The organism is Pseudomonas uvaldensis (assembly GCF_021271205.1).
Classification (GTDB): Bacteria; Pseudomonadota; Gammaproteobacteria; order Pseudomonadales; family Pseudomonadaceae; genus Aquipseudomonas; species Aquipseudomonas uvaldensis.
On the sequence record NZ_JAIWKS010000004.1, the window covers coordinates 78839 to 98005 of the forward strand.

General features: G+C 58.6%; 19 protein-coding genes and 4 tRNA genes. 6 read left to right on the forward strand and 17 right to left on the reverse strand.

The genetic code is table 11. The features are described from left to right. Window positions 1–42: 42 nt before the first annotated feature. From flgE to LCU97_RS10120, 6 genes are all read right to left on the reverse strand, one after another. Entirely contained in the window at window positions 43–1341 is a 1299-nt protein-coding gene (gene flgE, locus LCU97_RS10095; protein WP_053147279.1) for a flagellar hook protein FlgE, read from the reverse strand. A 28-nt stretch (window positions 1342–1369) separates the two neighbouring features. Continuing rightward, window positions 1370–2092, reverse strand: coding sequence for a flagellar hook assembly protein FlgD (gene flgD / locus LCU97_RS10100; RefSeq protein WP_053147277.1), 723 nt, complete (start codon window positions 2090–2092; stop codon window positions 1370–1372). A 15-nt stretch (window positions 2093–2107) separates the two neighbouring features. Beyond that, window positions 2108–2551, reverse strand: a complete 444-nt coding sequence (gene flgC, locus LCU97_RS10105; RefSeq protein WP_053147275.1) for a flagellar basal body rod protein FlgC — start codon at window positions 2549–2551, stop codon at window positions 2108–2110. Window positions 2552–2554: 3 nt separating this feature from the next. Continuing rightward, on the reverse strand, window positions 2555–2962 hold the full coding sequence (gene flgB / locus LCU97_RS10110; protein ID WP_053147273.1) for a flagellar basal body rod protein FlgB: 408 nt from the start codon (window positions 2960–2962) through the stop codon (window positions 2555–2557). 358 nt (window positions 2963–3320) lie between these two features. Continuing rightward, window positions 3321–4148: a protein-glutamate O-methyltransferase CheR gene (gene cheR / locus LCU97_RS10115; RefSeq protein ID WP_053147271.1), complete on the reverse strand. Its 828-nt coding sequence runs from the start codon at window positions 4146–4148 to the stop codon at window positions 3321–3323. Between the two features lie 53 nt (window positions 4149–4201). Next, window positions 4202–5128, reverse strand: a complete 927-nt coding sequence (locus tag LCU97_RS10120; protein WP_053147268.1) for a chemotaxis protein CheV — start codon at window positions 5126–5128, stop codon at window positions 4202–4204. 78 nt (window positions 5129–5206) lie between these two features. Here LCU97_RS10120 and flgA point away from each other — a divergent pair, with 78 nt between their 5' ends. The 4 genes from flgA to LCU97_RS10140 all read left to right on the forward strand — a co-directional run bounded on the left by flgA (window position 5207) and on the right by LCU97_RS10140 (window position 7804). Then, complete coding sequence (flgA, locus tag LCU97_RS10125; RefSeq protein ID WP_053147266.1) at window positions 5207–5971, forward strand: flagellar basal body P-ring formation chaperone FlgA; 765 nt, start codon at window positions 5207–5209, stop codon at window positions 5969–5971. Window positions 5972–6144: 173 nt separating this feature from the next. Continuing rightward, window positions 6145–6450: a flagellar biosynthesis anti-sigma factor FlgM gene (flgM, locus tag LCU97_RS10130; protein WP_232776293.1), complete on the forward strand. Its 306-nt coding sequence runs from the start codon at window positions 6145–6147 to the stop codon at window positions 6448–6450. 48 nt (window positions 6451–6498) lie between these two features. Then, window positions 6499–6966, forward strand: coding sequence for a flagella synthesis protein FlgN (locus tag LCU97_RS10135; protein ID WP_053147263.1), 468 nt, complete (start codon window positions 6499–6501; stop codon window positions 6964–6966). A 91-nt stretch (window positions 6967–7057) separates the two neighbouring features. Further along, window positions 7058–7804 carry a flagellar brake protein gene (locus LCU97_RS10140; RefSeq protein WP_232776295.1) on the forward strand — a complete coding sequence of 249 codons (747 nt, stop codon included), beginning with the start codon at window positions 7058–7060 and terminating at the stop codon, window positions 7802–7804. A gap of 174 nt (window positions 7805–7978) precedes the next feature. On the opposite strand, the gene LCU97_RS10145 is transcribed toward LCU97_RS10140, so the two are convergent. From LCU97_RS10145 to LCU97_RS10165, 5 genes are all read right to left on the reverse strand, one after another. Beyond that, the gene (locus tag LCU97_RS10145; RefSeq protein ID WP_232776296.1) at window positions 7979–9289 is read right to left on the reverse strand and encodes an MFS transporter; all 1311 of its coding nucleotides are present in this window, start codon (window positions 9287–9289) and stop codon (window positions 7979–7981) included. Window positions 9290–9356: 67 nt separating this feature from the next. Beyond that, window positions 9357–10598, reverse strand: coding sequence for a glutamine synthetase family protein (locus LCU97_RS10150; RefSeq protein ID WP_232776544.1), 1242 nt, complete (start codon window positions 10596–10598; stop codon window positions 9357–9359). A 332-nt stretch (window positions 10599–10930) separates the two neighbouring features. Then, a complete protein-coding gene (locus tag LCU97_RS10155) occupies window positions 10931–11623 on the reverse strand; it encodes a sensor histidine kinase (RefSeq protein WP_053147255.1) in 693 nt (230 codons plus the stop codon). Further along, complete coding sequence (locus LCU97_RS10160) at window positions 11616–13223, reverse strand: tetratricopeptide repeat-containing response regulator (RefSeq protein ID WP_053147254.1); 1608 nt, start codon at window positions 13221–13223, stop codon at window positions 11616–11618. Before LCU97_RS10160 ends, LCU97_RS10155 begins: the two co-directional genes overlap by 8 nt. A 346-nt stretch (window positions 13224–13569) precedes the next feature. Continuing rightward, window positions 13570–13646: transfer RNA gene (locus LCU97_RS10165), tRNA-Arg, on the reverse strand. Window positions 13647–14173: 527 nt separating this feature from the next. Here LCU97_RS10165 and LCU97_RS10170 point away from each other — a divergent pair. Then, window positions 14174–14500, forward strand: coding sequence for an Arc family DNA-binding protein (locus LCU97_RS10170; RefSeq protein ID WP_053147252.1), 327 nt, complete (start codon window positions 14174–14176; stop codon window positions 14498–14500). A gap of 170 nt (window positions 14501–14670) precedes the next feature. On the opposite strand, the gene mgtE is transcribed toward LCU97_RS10170, so the two are convergent. After that, window positions 14671–16113 (reverse strand): magnesium transporter, encoded by a 1443-nt coding sequence (gene mgtE / locus LCU97_RS10175; protein ID WP_053147250.1) that lies wholly within the window; start codon window positions 16111–16113, stop codon window positions 14671–14673. A gap of 378 nt (window positions 16114–16491) precedes the next feature. On the opposite strand from mgtE, the gene LCU97_RS10180 reads away from it, so the two are divergent. Further along, window positions 16492–16995, forward strand: coding sequence for a cell envelope protein SmpA (locus LCU97_RS10180; RefSeq protein ID WP_053147248.1), 504 nt, complete (start codon window positions 16492–16494; stop codon window positions 16993–16995). 40 nt (window positions 16996–17035) lie between these two features. Here LCU97_RS10180 and LCU97_RS10185 read toward each other — a convergent pair. From LCU97_RS10185 to LCU97_RS10205, 5 genes are all read right to left on the reverse strand, one after another. Beyond that, window positions 17036–17112, reverse strand: a tRNA-Arg gene (locus tag LCU97_RS10185). 73 nt (window positions 17113–17185) lie between these two features. Then, window positions 17186–17262 (reverse strand) — tRNA-Arg (locus LCU97_RS10190). Between the two features lie 106 nt (window positions 17263–17368). Further along, window positions 17369–17459, reverse strand: a tRNA-Ser gene (locus tag LCU97_RS10195). A gap of 62 nt (window positions 17460–17521) precedes the next feature. Beyond that, complete coding sequence (gene csrA, locus LCU97_RS10200; protein ID WP_003178872.1) at window positions 17522–17710, reverse strand: carbon storage regulator CsrA; 189 nt, start codon at window positions 17708–17710, stop codon at window positions 17522–17524. Between the two features lie 185 nt (window positions 17711–17895). After that, a complete protein-coding gene (locus LCU97_RS10205) occupies window positions 17896–19137 on the reverse strand; it encodes an aspartate kinase (RefSeq protein ID WP_053147246.1) in 1242 nt (413 codons plus the stop codon). Window positions 19138–19167: the final 30 nt, after the last annotated feature.

Sequence of the window (19167 nt, forward strand, 5' to 3'; positions counted from 1 at the left end):
CTTGAGGGGCTTCTTGTACATCGTTTCAAGCAACCATCGACATCAAGTCATCTGAATGATGGTCTGCATGATGGTGCTCTGGGTGGAGATGGTCTTGGCGTTCGCCTGATAGTTGCTCTGCGCCTTGATCAGTTCAACCAGTTCGTTGGTCAGGTTGACGTTGGACTCTTCCAGAGCGTTGGACACGATCGAACCCAGGGTGCCGGTGGTCGGGGCATCGTAGGCCGGGATGCCCGAGGAGAAGGTTTCCTTCCAGCTGGTGCCGCCTACCGGTTGCAGACCTTGCTCGTTGGTGAAGCTGGCGAGCGCGAGCTGGCCAATCGGCTTGGTCTGGTTGTTGCTGAAGTTGGCCAGCAATACACCGCTGCCATCGATGGTCAGGTTGGTGATCTGACCGGTGGCGTAACCGTTCTGGACCGGGAGCGACCGCGCGGTGTCGGCGTTGAATTGGGTGGTGTTGGCCATGGAGATCGTGATGGTTGGCGCGCTTGCGGCGCCATTTGGGGCCCATACGCCGTTGGTCACGGTGCCTGGCACCCAACCGGTCAAGACCAGATCGCTGTTGATCGTCGCCGGAGGCGTGCTGACCTGAAGCAGCTTGCCACTGGAGTCGAAAGTCATGGTCGAAGGGACTGGCGCGGTGGCGCCGGTCGTGGTCGGCACGCTGCCGTTGAGGTTACGACCATCGATCAAGGTATAGACATTCCAGGTGTTGCTACCTGTCTTGACCATGTATTGGTCCATGGCATGCTGGTTGCCCTGGGTGTCGTAGATCGGGGTAGAGAACTGCTTGGTGTACGTTGCCGTGTCGGTCGGATTGAACGCCGCGGTGATCGGCGTCGCCGTCGAGTTCAGGTTGATGGTCGACGAAACCAGGCTGGTAGCGGTCGGCGGCAGGTTGGAGGTGTCGATGCGCAGGTCGGTCAGGATGCCGTTCTGGATCTTGCCGTTGGCATCCACGCCATAGCCCTGCAGCTTCGCAGTGCCATCGCTGTTGGTAATGTAGCCTTCCTTGTCGGTCTTGAAGGTACCGGCACGGGTGTAGCTCAGCGAACCGTCGTTGCTCAGGACAAAGAAGCCCTGACCCTGGATGCCCATGTCCAGCACGTTGCCGGTGTTGTTGACGTCGCCCTGGCCGAACTGCTGGGAAACGTTGGCCAGCCGTACGCCGTTACCGACGGTCTTGCTGCCCGAGCCCAGTTTGGTGGCCGAGTAGACGTCTTCGAATTCCGCGCGGGACGATTTGAAACCGGTGGTCGCGACGTTGGCGATGTTGTTGCCGGTCACGTCCAGCTGTTTGTTGGCTGCATAGAGACCGCTAAGGCCGATGTTGAAAGACATGTTGACTCCTTTTGCCGGTTAGTCGGCTCTACATACCAATAGTTTGTACTTTGGACAGGGCAATGCTGCCCAGACCGGCCAGGTTGAGCATCAGCTCACCGCCCGTCTGGCTGATGGTCACGCTGCTGACGGTGGCCGGCAGGTTGGTGATCAGCGACGTGGCCTTGCCATCGATGGTGGTCGAGGCCGAGAAGGTGTACGTGCCCGATTCGACCGTCGTGCCAGCGTCGTTCTTGCCGTCCCAGATGAACGCCGAGTTGCCTGCCTTCTGGCTGCCCAGGTCGATGGTGCGGACGGTCTTGCCGTCCTTGTCCATGATCTTGACGGTGAGAGAGGACACTGCCGACGGCACCACCACCGTGCCGTTAAGGCTCTTGGAAGTATCGACCACGGCCTTGTCGCCGGGCGCGATGACCGAGCGACCCACCAGAGACGAAGCCTGCAGGGCCTGCGACGAGTTGTAGTTGCCGGCAATGCCGCTCACGGTTTCGTTGAGCGTGGTGATACCTTCCAGGCTGCTGAACTGCGCCAACTGAGCCACGAATTCGCCGTTGTCCTGAGGCTCCAGCGGGTTCTGGTTTTTCAGCTGGGTGACGAGCAATTGCAGGAACGCATCCTTACCCAGCTCCTTGTTGCCGGTCGCCGCCTTGGTCGCACCGCCGAGGCCATCGGTGGTGGCGTTGGTCTTGACCGAGGAGTTGGCCAGAATCTCGTTGAGGCTCAAACCGCTGGTAGTGTTGGTGACGCTCATGTGACTCGCCCCTTATCACTGACCGAGGGTCAGGACCTTCTGCATCATGGTTTTGGCGGTGTTCATCATTTCGACGTTGGTCTGGAACGAACGACTGGCGGAAATCATGTCGGCCATTTCCTCGACGACGTTGACGTTCGGGTAATAGACATAGCCCTTGGCGTCGGCCGCTGGATGGTTCGGCTCATAACGTGCTTCAAGGTTGCTCTGGTCTTCGACCACGCCCAACACTTGTACGCCCTGCCCGGCCGCATCCTGCTCCTGGAACAGCGAATCGCTGCCGCCGGACTGGCCGCCCTGGAACATGGTGGCAAACACCGGGTGACGAGCGCGGTAGGTCTGGTCGATGCTCGACGAAACGGTCTCGGCGTTGGCGATGTTACTGGCGACGGTGTTCAGGCGAGTGGTCTGGGCACTCATGGCACTGCCGGCGATGTTGAATACGCTCGCGATCGACATGAATTATTCTCCGCGCAGGGCCGATACCAGCCCTTTGAACTTGCTGTTGAGCAGGGTGAAGCTGGCCTGGAAGTTCACGGAGTTCTCCGCGTAGTTGGACTGTTCCAGTTGAGCGTCCACAGTGTTCTGGTCGATCGAAGGTTGCATCGGCGTGCGATACATCAGCGATTCGTCGCCGTTGCCCAGGCCTTCGGCCTCGATATGACGGTTGTTGGTCATGTTCAGGGCAAAGTGGCCATTCTTGGTCTTCTCGCTCTGCTCGGCGAGCACCTTGGAGAAATCCAGGTCACGCGCCTTGTAGTTCGGGGTGTCGGCGTTGGCAATGTTATTGGCCAGGACTTCGGCACGCTGGGCGCGGAAGCTCAAAGCCTTTTCGTGGATACCGAGCGCTTTATCGAAGCTGATGCTCATGTCGGAAACCTTTGGGTGACCAGAATGTACGTACGAATGGATATAGCAAGCGTCGTGCCACTTTCCAAAACCCCGTAAATCGGGGCTTTGCGGGGAGCGGCAAGGTGGCAATGCCAGAAAAGCGGCAATCGGTTTCCGCTCACCTGCCGCTTTTCTGCCGCTTTTCAAGGTCGGCAAAGGACATTGTGGGAGCTGGCCTGCTCGCGAAAGCGGTGTGTCAGTCGCAATCAATGTCTCTATTAGATCGCCTTCGCGAGCAAGCCCGCTCCCACAAGGGGATGGCGGTGACTTGGTAGAGAATCGGACACAAAAAACGGGAGCCTGTGAGGACTCCCGTTTTTTTGACAACACCGGCAAATCACTTCGCCTGGTAGATGATGCCTGGGCTGCACTGGACCATCTGGTAATGATCCGGCAAGCCGTTCAGCGCCTCGGAAGCACCGAGGAACAGATAGCCGCCCGGCTTCAAGGTGCCGTGGATGCGCAACAGGATGTCTTTCTTCACCTCGGCGGAGAAGTAGATCAGCACGTTGCGGCAGAACACCACGTCGAACTTGCCCAGGCTGGCATAGCTGTCGAGCAGATTGAACGAGCGAAACTCCACCCGGTTCTTGATCGGCGCCTTGACCACCCAGCGTCCCGGCCCTTTCGTGTCGAAGTAGCGTTGCAAGCGATCCGGCGACAGGCCACGGCCGATGGCCAGGCTGTCGTACTCGCCCGTCTTGCAGTTATTGAGCATGGTCCCGGACAGGTCGGTGGCGACAATTTGCACGCCACCCTTGAGCTGGCCGATGTTGGTTCGCTCGAACTCGTCAATGGACATCGAAATGGAATAAGGCTCCTGCCCCGACGAACAGGCCGCCGACCAGATCCGCAGGCGTTGGCCGGGGCTGGCCTTGATGGCTGCTGGCAAGACCTTGTTCTTCAACACCTCGAAAGGATAGGTATCGCGAAACCACAGGGTTTCGTTGGTGGTCATGGCGTCCACCACCATTTCGCGCAACCCGCTGCGCGGCTGGGTCTGGATACGCTGCACCAGCTCACCCAACGACTTGAGGCCCTGTTGCTCCATCAATTTGTTGAGACGGCTAGACACCAAGTATTGCTTGTTTTCACCAAGCAGGATGCCACAGGCTTTTTCCAGGAAGACCCGGAACTGTTCGAAATCCAAATTACCCGTAGACAAGATACCGCCTCTTTCATCGTGTTGATTTGCCGGGCGCACAATGCGCCCGACCTTTATTCTGCTGCCTTGATCCTGTCGACGACCCGGGAAGCCAGGTCATCGGGCCGGAACTTGGCCAGAAAATCGTCAGCGCCGACTTTCTTGACCATCGCCTGGTTGAAAACCCCGGATAAAGAGGTATGCAGAATGATATGCAGCTTCTGCATGCGCGGATCGCCGCGGATTTCCGACGTCAGCGTATACCCATCCATCTCGGGCATCTCGATGTCGGAAATCATCATCAGGAACTCTTCTTCCGGCTTCTTGCCCTCATCGACCAGGTTGCGCAGGTAATCCAGCGCCTGCCGCCCATCGTTCAACGCCACCACCTCGACACCGACCGTTTGCAGACACCGGGTCACCTGCTTGCGTGCCACCGAAGAGTCATCGACGGTCAACACACGCATCGAAACCGCCTTGTGCTGGGTTTCGGCATCCACCACGCCCACGGAAATGGTTTCCGGAGTCGGGGCCACCTCGGCGAGAATTTTCTCCACGTCGATGATTTCCACCAACTGATTGTCGACCCGCGTCACCGCCGTCAGGTAGTGATCGCGGCCGGTGCCCTTGGGTGGCGGATGGATCTCTTCCCAGTTCATGTTGACGATGCGTTCCACCGAGCGCACCAGGAAGCCCTGGGTCTTGGTGTTGTACTCGGTGATGATCACAAACGGATTGCTCTGATCCAGCAGCCCACCGGAACCGGTGGCCATCGCCAGATCGAGAATCGGGATGGTCGCTCCGCGTATATTCGCCACTCCGCACACGACGGGACTGGATTTGGGCATCAATGTCAGCTTGGGGCATTGCAGCACCTCACGGACCTTGAACACGTTAATCCCATACAACTGTTGGCCATCGAGACGGAACAACAACAGCTCCAGGCGATTCTGACCGACCAGCTGCGTGCGCTGGTTTACCGAATCCATCACTCCCGCCATGCCCTGACTCCTACCTAACGCTAATGTGTCCGACGCGCATTCATCACTAAACGGCACGGGGCTTGCTATTCAACCGGCATGAACGCACAAACGACATTTTCTCGACGCCTGACCACTCATTGCCGCCATTGGCTAGGTGCGCTGCTGGCTGTCTGCCTGTTCGCCTCGGGCGGTCGTGCCCTCGCCGATGCTTCGGTTACCTTGCCTGATCTCCTTATCGGCGTCACTCAGGGCTTTCTTGAATTCACCGTAGAAGACTATCTGGCTTCCAGTCAAACCGAAGGCCGTTACGAAATCGAAGTCAATCAGCTTGACCCGCGCTTGCGCATGCCGCTGTGCGACAAGGATTTGACTGCCTCACTGGAAAGCCCGGCCAGGCCCCTGGGTCGCGTCACGGTCAAGCTTCGCTGCGACAGCGCGGCCCCGTGGACGGTGTTCGTGCCTGCCCAGGTGCGCCTGTATCGCGAAATCGTCACCACTACCCGCCCACTCAAGCGCGCCGGCATCGTCGAACCCCAGGACGTCATGCTGCGCGAGCGAGACGTCAGCCAGATCACCCAGGGTTTCCTGACTTCCGTTGACCAGGCCATCGGGCAGAAACTTGTCCGACCAATGGTAGCCGATCAAGTGGTAACCCTCGTGCATCTGGAACAGGCCGAAGTGGTCCGCAAGGGTGACCAGGTCGTGATCACTGCCCGTAGCGGCACCCTGGCCGTGAGAATGCCGGGCGAGGCCCTGTCCAACGGTGGTATGCGTGAACAGATCCGGGTGAAAAACCTCAATTCCCAACGCGTGATTAAAGCGCAAGTGATGGCCCCGGGCCAGGTGGAAGTGGCTATGTAGCGATCCGGTAGAAGCGGGTAGAAAGCTGGCGCTAGCCCCCGCCGTTCCCTAGACTGTGCCTTATGCCAAGGCAAGCGCAGACGTGCGCACGTTCATTGAATAAATGAGCCTAAAGTTTTTTTGGGAATGGCCGAGAACATGGCAAGCGTCCAAATACCCAGAGGTTTTCTACCATGGTCATCGACTTCAATCGTTTAAACAGCTCTTCACCCCTGACAGGCACCACGCGCACCAGCGCCAGCAAGGAAACCGAGAAATCCTCGCCGGTCGAGCAGGCCGCCACGGTCAAGAATGGAGAGACGGTACACCTCAGCGATGAGGCTCAACAGTTGCAGAAGGTCACTGACAAGCTGCGCGATCAACCTGTCGTCGACAACGCCCGCGTGGCCGCGTTGAAAGCAGCAATCGCCAATGGCAGCTATAAAGTCGACAGCAACCGTGTAGCCAGCAAACTGCTCAACTTCGAAGCCCAGCGCTAGGCCGCCGCCTGCGCCAGGCTTTTGGACGCTTAAGACCCAAGGCCAGCCATGCACGACACTACTTTATTGCAACTGATCATCGACGACTTCGTTCCAGTACAGCAATTACTGGAACTCCTGCAGACCGAATCACTGGCGCTGCACGGTCGCGACATGCCTTTGCTGGAAAATATTCTGGCGCAGAAACAGGCGTTGATCATCTTGCTCGATCAGCATGGCCGCAAGCGCAGCGAGATTCTTGCCAGCCTCAACCTGCCCGCCAATCAAGGCGGCCTGGAACAACTGGCCAGCCAGTCGCCGATCGGCGACCAACTATTGTCCCAAAGCGCGGCACTCAATGACCTGCTTGCCCAATGCCAGGCCGCCAACGCCCGGAACGGCCAGTCGATCCAGGTCCAGCAGGCGGCGACCGCCAACCAGCTTCGCATTCTCAATGGCGGCGAAATCCCGACGCTTTACGATGCTCGCGGCTCGACCGCAAAAATGGTCAAGCATCGCCCGCTCAGCCAGGCATGAAATGAACGATGCCTGTGCTCTATCAACGTGCGATACATGCTGGCAAAATGCTGGCTACTTGTAGTCGTATTTAGCCTGGAGATTGACCCTCGTGTTCAATGCCTCAAACGCGGATGATGCTCCGCAGCCCCCCAAGGTCCTCACCACACCTCTGGAAATCTCCGGCAACCTGAGGATGCTGCAAGAGAGCCATGATCCGCTGATCATCACCTTCCACGAACGCAGCCAGCGCTTCCAGAGCTATCTGGTCGATGTCGATCGCGAGAAGAATGCCCTCGCCCTGGACGAGATGATCCCGCGCGACGGGGAGCGTTTTCTACTGGCAGGCGAGCCGTTTCGGGTCGAGGGCTTCCATGACGGCGTGCGCATTGCCTGGGAAAGCAATGGCCCGTTGACCATTGATGACTCCAGTGACGGCCGCTGCTATCGCGGCGCGCTGCCCGAGGAAGTGGTCTACCACCAGCGTCGCAATGCCTTCCGCGCCGCCTTGAAACTGGCGCAACTGGTGGACGTTGAATTGGGTGGCGAAAAGCTCAAGTCACCGGTAGTTGGCAAGCTGTTGGATATTTCCGCGACCGGCTGCAAGCTGCGTTTCGATGGCGACATCACCGCACGCCTGCAATTGGGCCAAGTCTATGAGCGCTTCATTGCGGCCCTGCCCTTCGGCAACATGACCGCGCCGGTCGAACTGCGTTACCTGCATTTCGAAGAAAGGATCAACACCACCTTCGCCGGCGTGCGCTTCCACAACATCAGTGGCCTGGTGCAACGGCAGGTCGAGCGCTTCGTCTATCAGTTACAGCGCGAAGCCCGCCGTTTCGATAAAGACGACCTCTGATCAGCCGGGCATAAAAAAACGGGCAGCCTCCACAGGGGACTGCCCGTTTTTTTGCCGTTTAGATCCGAGTGCTACCGCGTTTGGGCCGGCCTCATTACGAGCAGGGCTCGCACCCACCGGGCCCACCACCAATCCCTGAGGGAGCGAGCCTGCTTGCAATGAGAACACCACGGTCTACTTGAGCGGCTCCTTGACCGGCGTTTCAGCGACCTGTTCCTCCATAGGAGTCTGCATCTGCTCCTGCACCACCTGTTCGTCCACCCGCGGATCAAGGCACGCGACCAGGGGCGAGCTCGACATGCTGTCCGGCATCGCCACGTGGTGCAGCGGTGCATCGTCGACCTGATGCAGGTTGGTCACGGCTTTCGGCCGGATGCGCCACACCAGGATCAATGCAAAGAACGCGAAGAAGGCATACAGCATGTGGCTGCCAAACGACTTCATCAGCACACCGGCCACCAGTGGCCCGATACTGGCGCCGATGCCATAGGTCACCAACAACATTGCCGTCAATGACACCCGGCGATCGCCTTCGACGTGGTCATTGGAAAACGCCACCGCCAGTGGGTACAGGCAGAACTGAACCAACGAGCAGAGGAATCCGGCGACGAACAGCACTTCCAGCGGCACCTGGGGCAGAATCGCCAGCGGCAGTGCGCAAACCGCCAGGAATAGTGCGAAACAGCGGATCAGCAACGCCCGGTCATAACGGTCGGACAACCAACCCAACGGCCATTGCACCAACAGCCCGGCAAAAATGCAGCTGCCCATGAACAAGCCCACCTGCTCCGTGGACAACCCTTGCTGGGACGCGTACAGGGGCGCCAGGCCATAGAACGAGCCGGCAATCAATCCGGAACCCAACACCGTGCTCAACGATTGCGGTACGCGCTTGATGAAGAAGCGTGGCTCCATCGGCGCAGGACGCAGCGGCGCCGGGTGGATCCGCCGGGTCAGCGCCACCGGCACCAGGCACAGGGCGAAACACAGCGCCACCAGCATCAGCAGCTCGAGCCCCAGGGAGGGATGCATGACCAGAATCAGTTGCCCCAGCACCAGCCCCAGGTACGACGCGATCATATAACCGCTGAACACCACGCCGCGCTGGCTGGCCTCGGCCTGCTCGTTGAGCCAGCTTTCGATGACCATGTACTGGCACATCATGCCCAGGCCGACGATCACCCGCAGTACGATCCAGGCCGGCAACCAATCCACCAGACCATGGCCCAGCACCGCAGCGCCGACCAGCCCGGCGCAAGCCGAATAGGCGCGGATGTGCCCGACGCGGGCAATCAGCCGATGGCCGATCTTGCCGCCCAGTACCAGGCCGAAATAGTTGGCCGCCATCAGCGCGCCGACCCACAGGCTGTCTACGTGATCGGCAGCCAGGCGCAAGGCCAGGTAGGTACTCAGCAGGCCCGAGCCGATGAGCATCATCAGCGAAGCGAAATAAAGCGCTCGAAAAGGTTTCCAGATTTGGCGCATCGGCGTTCCGAGCGGCTCCTTGAGGTGGGTAAGGGCTACCTATGGATAGCCCAAATGCGACAGTTCGTTAGACCTGTGCTCCTAGCACGCGCCGTTCCCAGGGCGTGATTTCATCGAGGAAACTGGTCAGTTCAAGGGTTTTCGAAGCGATGTAACCTTCGATGAACTCCGTACCGAACAGTTCCTTCGCCAGAGGACTACGCTTCAGACGCTCCAGAGCGGCATGCAAGGTACATGGCAGGGAGAGATTGTCCGGCACCTGGAACTCACCCTGTATCGCGGCGCTCGGCTCCAGCCGGTTTTCGATGCCATGAAGACCGGCCGCCAGGCTGGCGGCAATCGCCAGGTAAGGGTTGGCATCGGCCCCCGGCAAGCGGTTCTCGACCCGACGGGCCACCGGCGAGCTGGCGGGGATTCGCAACCCGGCAGACCGGTTGTCGTTGGACCAGCAGGCATTGTTCGGCGATGCGAACGGGTGGCACAGGCGCTGGTAGGAATTGACGTTGGGCGCGAACAGCGCCGTGAAATCCGCCATGCCAGCCTGTTGCCCGCCAATAAAGTGCCGGAACACCGCCGTCGGCTCCCCTGCCTCATCGCTGAACACATTGCGGCCGCTGTCCAGCTCGACCACGCTCTGGTGAATATGCATCGAGCTGCCTGGTGTGTGAGCCAGGGGCTTGGCCATGCACACCACGGTCACACCGTGCTTGAGGGCCACTTCCTTGAGCAAGTGTTTGAACAGGAATGTCTGGTCGGCCAACAGCAATGCGTCGCCATGAAGCAGATTGATCTCGAACTGACTCACGCCCATTTCATGCATGAAGGTATCGCGAGGCAGCCCCAACGCGGCCATGCATTTATAGACTTCGCTGAAAAACGGTCGCAGGCCGTTATTGGAACTGATGCTGAACGCCGAATGGCCATCTTCGCGCCGTCCATCCAGGCCCACCGGGGGCAGGAACGGCCGGGTCGGGTCCGGGTTGGGTGCGAACACGAAGAATTCCAGCTCCGTCGCCACCACCGGTGCCAGGCCCAGGGCGGCATACCGGGCGATCACTGCCTTGAGCTGGCCACGCGTCGAGAGCCGGGAGCTTTCGCCAGTCAACTCATCGGCGTCGCAAATCGCCAGGGCTCGAGGATGTTCACTCCAAGGCAGACGGTGGATCTGCTTCGAGTCGGGCACCAACGCCAGGTCGCCGTCGTCGCTGCCGTAGAAGCGCGCCGGCGGGTAGCCGCCCATGATGCATTGCAGCAGCACGCCTCGGGCCATCTGCAACCGCCGCCCTTCCAGGAAACCCGCGGCGGTCATCACCTTGCCCCGTGGTACGCCATTGAGATCCGGCGTGACACATTCAATCTCATCAATGCCCGTCAATCGCTGCGCGAGTGAACGCTGGCCATCGGTCGTCATGACGCATTCCTTGTTATGTGCGAGCCGCGAACGGCAACCCGTACAAAATAGGCTTCGGCTGTTCGGAATATCAAGCACTCCAAAACAATAAACAAGCCAGCCTGAAATACACTGTGGGAGCAAGCCAGCTCGCGATAGCGTCGGGTCAGACAATTCTTGGCTGACTGATCCACCGCTATCGCGAGCAGGCTCGCTCCCACAGGGGTTCTGTGTGGGCCAGGGTTATTTTTTCAAGGCAGATAAATCCTGAACACCCCGCCCCCCAGCACACCGCCATTGGCAATTTCGGTACGCCCACATACACCGCCGCGCTGATGCAGTCCGGCGATCCGTGCGGCGAAGTACAGGCCCAGTCCGGTGCTGCCGCTGCTGTGGTTGATGCCCTGAACGTATTCGGCCTGGCGCTCGATCATTTCGGATGGATAGCCTTCGCCATCGTCATTGATGGTGAGCACCAATTGGCCGGCCTCGTCGCTCACGCTGATCAACAGCGCCTGGCGCGCGTGGCGAATCGCATTGTTGATGATGTTGTCGAGCACCGAAGCGATGAGCTCGCGATCGAAAAAACCCAGGGGTGTCAGCGGATCGACCTCATAGGTGGCCATGATTGCGCGACTGCGGAACACGTCCTGGTGACCGGCCAGTTGCGCCTCGATGAAATCATCCAGTTCGTGGTAGTCGGGGTGCAACGGCAACTGATTGACACCCAGCTTGTACAGCCCCAGCAACTGCACCAGCAGCCCGTTGAGGCGGGCGAATTCGAACTCCATCACACCCTGCTCCGAGGTCTGCCGGGATGGCTCGGGCAGACGTTCGAGCCACTGGGTATGGGCCTGCATGAGCAAGGTCAGGGAGTTCTTCATGTCGTGCACGGTCGATGCGATCACCGTGGAAAAATCGAGTGCCTGTTCGCTGTCATTCATCGCCAAATGCCTTGCTTCGCAGTTTCTGATAACGCGCATAACGCGCATCGGTATCGGGCATCATGCCCACCAGTTTCAGGCAGGCGCGACATTCCTCCAACAGCTCCGATTCCACGCTGGTATCGGTGCCATGCAGCAGGGACTGCGCCATGTTCAGGGCAATACTGATGTTCTTGGGTTGCATCTTCAGGGCACGGCGGAACAGCTCTCGCGCCTCCGGCAGCGCGCCGGTCTTGTAGACACGCACGCCTTCGCGGTTCAGTTCGGCAGCGGCGTTGCCCTGGTTGAGGATGTTCGGGTCGTCGGTGAGCTTGGCGATGCCTTGCATCACCACAGGATCATCGCCGTAGATTTCCGCGCAGTTCTTGAGCATCGATTCGCCGGCGCTGGTCTGGCCGAGCATCTGTAGCTGCTTGGCTACCAGCAGCGCGGCTTCGGCGCTCATGAACTGCTCCATGCCGTCGAGGCGCTGCAAGGCCTGTTCGGTGAGTTTTTCCGCGGTTTCGGCGTCGTTGAGCAACAGGCTGGTGGCTTTCATCAGCCGCGCCCGCACCTGCAGTCCCGGATCGTTGAGGTTTTCCTTGGCCACCGCACTCAGCGTGGTGTTGATTTCGAGCCGCGTGCGGGTATCCAGGCCTTTCTCGCTGCCCTTGCTGATCAGCGCATGGGCCAGGCCCAGGTTGCTTTCCGGGTCCTTGAAGCGCGACTGCGCGCCCTGCCCGACCGCCTGGCGATAAGCCCTGGAGGCGGTATCGTAGTCTTCGTTGGTCATCGCCAGCTTGCCCAGCAAGGATTGCCGACGGACCGCCAGCGGCGACAGGCGAACCGCCTCCTCCAGCACGCTCTGCGCCTGCTTCGTGTCACCCTCGGCCACCAGCACATCGGCCATGCCGTCATACAAGGCCGGCATCATCGGGAACGTCTTCAGGGCTTTTTCATAGACCGCCTTGGCCTGGCCTACCTGGCCGCGCTTGAACAGCAACTTGCCCAGGCCCGCATAGGCCCAGGGCAACGGGCGGTCCGCCAGGATGGTGTTGTACAGACGCTCCAGGGCTTCGTTCTGATTCAAGTCGCGCAATGCATCGGCCCGATAACGCAGGCACAACGGCCCGTAGCGCGGATCCTGTTTACACAGGGCAATACAGGCATTGAGCACTTCCAGCGGCTTGCCACGATCCAGGGCCTGGAGGATTGGCTTGAGCAGGGTCTTGCGCTGCTCCAACCGCTCCAGCCGCTGGGCCAGGCCTGAGCGGTTGAAGGGTTTGGTCAGGTACGCATCGGGCTCGTGCTCCAGCGCACTGAGCACCATGGCCTGACTGGTCTCGGCGGTCACCATGAGGAACACGCTTTCATGGCTGATCAGCTTCTCGACCATCAGGTCTTCCAGCACCTGCTGGCCGTTCTTGCGGCCGTCGCCCAGGTGATAATCCTGCAGGATGAAGTCATAGCGCTTCTGCGAACACATGCGCAGCGCGACTTCACCGGTGTCGGCGGTGTCTACGTCCTTGACGCCCAGCTCACGCAACATCGATCGGATGGAACTGCGGAAATCCGAGAAATCATCGACGATCAGAAAACTTTTTTGGTGGTACGCCAGCATCGAGGATGTCCAGGCAAGTAAGAAAATAACCCAATGGCATAACAACGAAACGCCGTGTCACAGCCCCGAGGCGCGCAGATGATAGCCACCAGCCGGCAACGTACAAGAGATTTCAGCAACCGCTTGGCCTGGCTGTGTCGTGACGCACATTGCGAGCCGAAACGTTGGAGACAACCGGGCTCATCGGGTTATCGGCAGCAGATGGCGTTCCGTTAAGGGCAACGTATGGGAGAAACCGAGCGTAGGGGATCGGCTACACAAAAAAGCCAATCGATCCGGGAGATACGAGAAGGGGGCAATGCGCTGGTGGGAGGCAGGTCGTCGATACCCGACCTGCTGATATAAATGGTGTCCCAGGGCAGGTTCGAACTGCCAACCTTCCCCTTAGGAGGGGGATGCTCTATCCAATTGAGCTACTGAGACACAGGTGATCACGAGAAGCATGACGCGATGAACGGCGAGCATGTTAACGGGCAGCCTTGCGTTTGTCATGTTGCGCATGGCTTTTTAAGTGTAGGCAAATGGTACAGCCCGCCGCCTCGACGAGCCAAGGCGGCATTCCCCCACACCGCTCATCCGCCTCCGGCCTTTTATCGTCCCAATTCGGCAGTTTGCCACTATCCTATACAAAACAAGGACAGCACGGGCCCTATGTCCGCCGCTCCGGTTATCCGCCGGACGGTATGGCACATAGACACGATGCAGTGGTCACAACATGCGGACCTGTTGGTTTTTTCAAACCAGTCCGCATTTTTTGATGAGGGGTACTGGCATAACGCCTTTACCCGGATCAGAATTTGTCACAGAATTGGCGCCAATGATCTGGCCATTTTGAGGCATGATGCGGGCCTCTTAACAATTCAGGTTGAACATTTGGCAACAGCGCTTGTCCTATCGACATCCTGCGGCCAATCCCAAGAACCGCTCCCCTGAACTAACCGGTTAAATATATGCGCCCATTGAAACAGGCAATTTATTCCAGCCGTACGGCTGACAAGTTCGTCGTACGTTTGCCCGACGGAATGCGGGAACGCATTGCCGAGGTGGCTCGCAATCATCATCGCAGCATGAACTCTGAAATCATCGCGCGCCTTGAGCAAAGCCTCATTCAGGAAGGCGCGTTGGGTGAAGAACTGAGCATGCGCCTGGACAGCCCCGAGCTGTCTTTGCATGAGCGTGAGCTGCTTCAGCGATTCCGACAACTCTCCCATCGCCAGCAGAACGCCCTCGTTTCGCTGATTGCCCACGATGTAGAAATGACCGCAGACGCGTCCTGATCGCAACCGGAACACCCAAGCCAGCCTAGTGCTGGCTTTTTTTTGGTCTTTTTATGGAGAAGGAACTGGCTCGCTGGGCGGCGAATCGAGCACAAAAATCGAATGATTAGAAAACCTGAGAGCGAGGACGGCTACGACACAACGCAAGCGAGCCCTCGCTACGGAATGGGTCAGAGCAGGAAAATCGTCGCCAACCCCAGGAAGATAAAGAAACCGCCACTGTCGGTCATGGCCGTAATCATTACACTGGCTCCCATGGCGGGATCGCGGCCCAACCGGGCCAGCGTCATGGGAATCAAGACGCCCATCAAGGCCGCCAACAGCAGATTGAGCGTCATTGCGGCAGTCATCACGACGCCCAGCGACCAGCTGCCATAAAGCAGATACGCCACCACGCCGATTACACCTCCCCATAGCACGCCATTGATCAATGCCACGGCCAGTTCCTTGCGCATCAGGCGCGACGTATTACCCGTACTGACCTGGTCCAGCGCCATGGCGCGCACAATCATGGTGATGGTCTGGTTGCCGGAATTGCCTCCGATACCAGCCACGATGGGCATCAACGCCGCCAATGCCACCAGCTTCTCGATGGAGCCCTCGAACAAACCGATGACCCGGGACGCGACAAATGCCGTGATCAGGTTGATCGCCAGCCACGCCCAACGGTTGCGCAGGGATTTCCAGACCGAGGCGAAGATGTCTTCCTCTTCCCGCAGACCGGCCATGCTGAGGACTTCGTTTTCACTCTCTTCACGAATGAGGTCGACCATTTCATCGATGGTCAGACGGCCGATCAACTTGCCGTTCTTATCGACCACCGGCGCGGAAATCAAGTCATAACGTTCGAACGCCTGGGCCGCATCGTAGGCGTCTTCGTCCGGCTGGAAACTCACCGGGTCGCTGGCCATGACCTCGGCCACCTGCTTTTCCGGATCGTTGACGAGCAACCGCTTGATCGGCAACACCCCCTTGAGCACACCGTCATAATCGACGACAAACAACTTATCGGTGTGACCCGGCAGCTCTTTGAGGCGGCGCAGGTAGCGCAATACCACTTCAAGACTGACGTCCTCACGGATCGTCACCATCTCGAAGTCCATCAGCGCACCGACCTGCTCCTCATCATAGGACAGCGCCGAACGTACCCGCTCACGCTGCTGGGCATCGAGGGATTCCATCAACTCGTGGACAACGTCCCGCGGCAGTTCGGGGGCAAGGTCCGCCAGTTCGTCGGCGTCCATTTCCTTGGCGGCCGCCAGCAGCTCGTGATCATCCATGTCGGCGATCAGGGTTTCGCGAACCGAGTCGGACACTTCGAGCAGGATGTCACCGTCGCGATCGGCCTGGACCAGTTGCCAGACTGTCAGACGCTCTTCCAGCGGCAAGGCTTCGAGGATGTAGGCGACGTCGGCGGAGTGCAGGTCATCGAGCTTGCGTTGCAGCTCGACGAGGTTCTGCCGGTGAACCAGGTTCTCGACCCGGTCGTGATGCGGACCTTCCTGACGATGCGTCAGGTCTTCGACGACCCGCTGGCGATGCAGCAGCTCAACGACTTGAGCGAGACGGTCCTGAAGGCTTTCCTGTGTTTTCTTTACTTCTACTTCGGTCATAGGCGAACTCCACTCCCAGCAGTGGGCACGCCGGAAGGATCAATCGGTCAATTCATGATTGGTAAAACGCGGTATTGAGTAACTACTGGGTAAGTCCATGGAGATATTCCAAAGCCCCGGCGGGGCTGACGGGCGCAATCATACACCGCTTGGCGTTTTAAAACGTTAAAAAATCATGGCAAGAACAAGCGCTTGCGAGAGAAACCTGAACATAGGCTGAACCATGGAACTACGACGACTCATTCTGAAAAGAAAACACACCCCTGAGTATAAATGCAGCGGCTACCCTGAAGTCAATCAGCCAAGTCACGAACCTGCTCCCACAGGTTGGCCGGCTTAGCGACTCCCCCATCTTTCTACGTCAAGGACGACGCTCGAATGCTGGCCAACCGTTATTTACCGCTGCTCGCCACCCTGTGCTGCTCGCCTTCGTGGGCCGCCGAACACATCGTTCATCGCTGCGAAGACCGCACGGGGCATATCACCTTTACCACCATGAGCTGCGGACCGGGGGAAGACTTGTCGTTGCAACGAGTCCACCCCTATAGCCCGGGCAGTATCGAGTCGACTACCGAATCAATGCTGCCCGAAGCCGAGCACCGGCAAACGTCAGGCAACAAGATCACGCGCAGGGAACCGACCGTGGTCGGCCAGTTCGAAGACCGCTGCGGGAATCAGATCAGCGCCAGGCAGCGCCGCGAAGCAATCATGGACAAACGGATTATCACCGGGATGAGCCAGCAGGATGTGCAGAGCGCCCTGGGCAAACCCGACTCGATCAAGATCCGCAATGCGAGCACTCGGTACACCTACAAAGCGAAGAAAGGCCGCAGCGCCGAGATTGTGTTCGATGAGAATGGATGCGTGAAAGGCAAATCGTAGATAGCAAAAAGCCCGCGTTAAACGCGGGCTTTTTGTTGTATGGTGCACTCGACAGGATTCGAACCTGTGACCGCTCGGTTCGTAGCCGAGTACTCTATCCAGCTGAGCTACGAGTGCAGGTTTGTGGTTTTATACCAGATCACAACTGGTTGAAGCCAAGTTATTTGCATTACTGCAAACGACTCTTAAATGGTGCACTCGACAGGATTCGAACCTGTGACCGCTCGGTTCGTAGCCGAGTACTCTATCCAGCTGAGCTACGAGTGCATTTGTTGCCGCGCATTATAGGTCGTCAAATCGTTTTGTAAAGCGCTTTTTCCAGTAATTTCAATAACTTACCGAACAAGCCAAATTCAACGCACTACATGAATAATGGCGGAGAACGGGGGATTCGAACCCCCGACACCCTTTTGAGGTGTACTCCCTTAGCAGGGGAGCGCCTTCGGCCACTCGGCCAGCTCTCCGCAACACGGGGCGTATATTAACCACCTTCCTCCCCGTTTGCAAACATAAAAATCGATAAAAATTAATGGCTTGGTTCGTCGTCCTTCTCTTTCTTGATACGCAGGTAAATTTCCTCTCGGTGCACCGCAACCTCTTTCGGGGCGTTGACGCCGATACGAACCTGGTTTCCTTTGACGCCGAGCACGGTCACGGTGATTTCGCCATCGCCAATAATCAGGCTCTCCGCGCACCGACGAGTCAGAATCAACATACCTTTCTCCTCACGCAATTCAGTTCAGGGACAACAGTCTGCAAAAAAAGGGCATTGGGCCTACAACCAAAACGGTCGCTGCCTACAGGCCTAAGTATTGACCAGCGCGGGCAAAAGAACAGTTTTGAAACGCACCATTCAAAAAACAAAGGGCGCGGCCAAGCCGCGCCCTCTTGAACAACGTCTTACTCGCCCTGGCGGGCGGCTGCATCAAGTTCGAAGGCCGTATGCAGGGCGCGCACGGCCAGTTCCAGGTATTTCTCTTCGATCACCACGGAAACCTTGATTTCCGAGGTCGAGATCATCTGGATGTTGATGCTTTCCTTGGCCAGGGATTCGAACATCCGGCTGGCCACGCCTGCGTGGGAGCGCATGCCGACGCCGACGATTGAGACCTTGGCGATCTTGGTGTCACCCACGACTTCCCGGGCACCGATTTCGGAGGCAGTTTTCTTCAGGACGGCTTCAGCGGCCTGGTAGTCGTTGCGGTGTACGGTGAAGGTGAAGTCGGTGGTGTTATCGTGCGAAACATTCTGCACGATCATGTCGACTTCGATGTTCGCGGCACTGATCGGGCCGAGAATCTTGAACGCCACGCCGGGGGTGTCTGGCACGCCACGGATGGTCAGCTTGGCTTCATCGCGGTTGAAGGCGATGCCGGAAATGATCGGCTGTTCCATGGATTCCTCTTCATCGATAGTAATGAGGGTGCCCGGACCCTCTTTGAAGCTGTGCAGGACGCGCAGCGGAACGTTGTACTTGCCGGCGAATTCGACCGCCCGGATCTGCAGCACTTTCGAGCCGAGGCTGGCCATTTCCAGCATCTCTTCGAAGGTGATCTTGTCCAGGCGCTGAGCCACGGGAACCACCCGTGGATCAGTGGTGTAGACACCGTCCACGTCGGTGTAGATCTGGCACTCGTCAGCCTTGAGGGCCGCCGCCAGCGCAACGCCGGTAGTGTCCGAGCCGCCACGGCCGAGGGTGGTGATGTTGCCGTGTTCGTCCACACCCTGGAAACCGGCGACCACCACGACGCGACCGGCTTTCAGGTCGCCGCGAATCTTCTGGTCGTCGATCTGCAGGATACGCGCCTTGTTGTGCGCGCTGTCCGTCAGGATACGAACCTGGTTGCCGGTGTACGATACCGCCGGTACACCACGCTTGATCAGCGCCATGGCCAGCAAGGCGATGGTCACCTGCTCGCCAGTGGAAACGATCACGTCCAGTTCGCGGGGAACCGGCTGCTGTTCGCCGCTGATTTGCTTGGCCAGATCGATCAGACGGTTGGTTTCGCCGCTCATTGCCGACAGCACAACCACCAGGTCATCGCCCGCATCACGGAATTTCTTAACCTTGTCGGCGACTTGTTCGATTCTCTCGACAGTGCCGACCGAGGTGCCTCCAAATTTCTGTACGATCAAAGCCATTTCAAAGCCGCCTCTGCCCGTGAAGGGCGC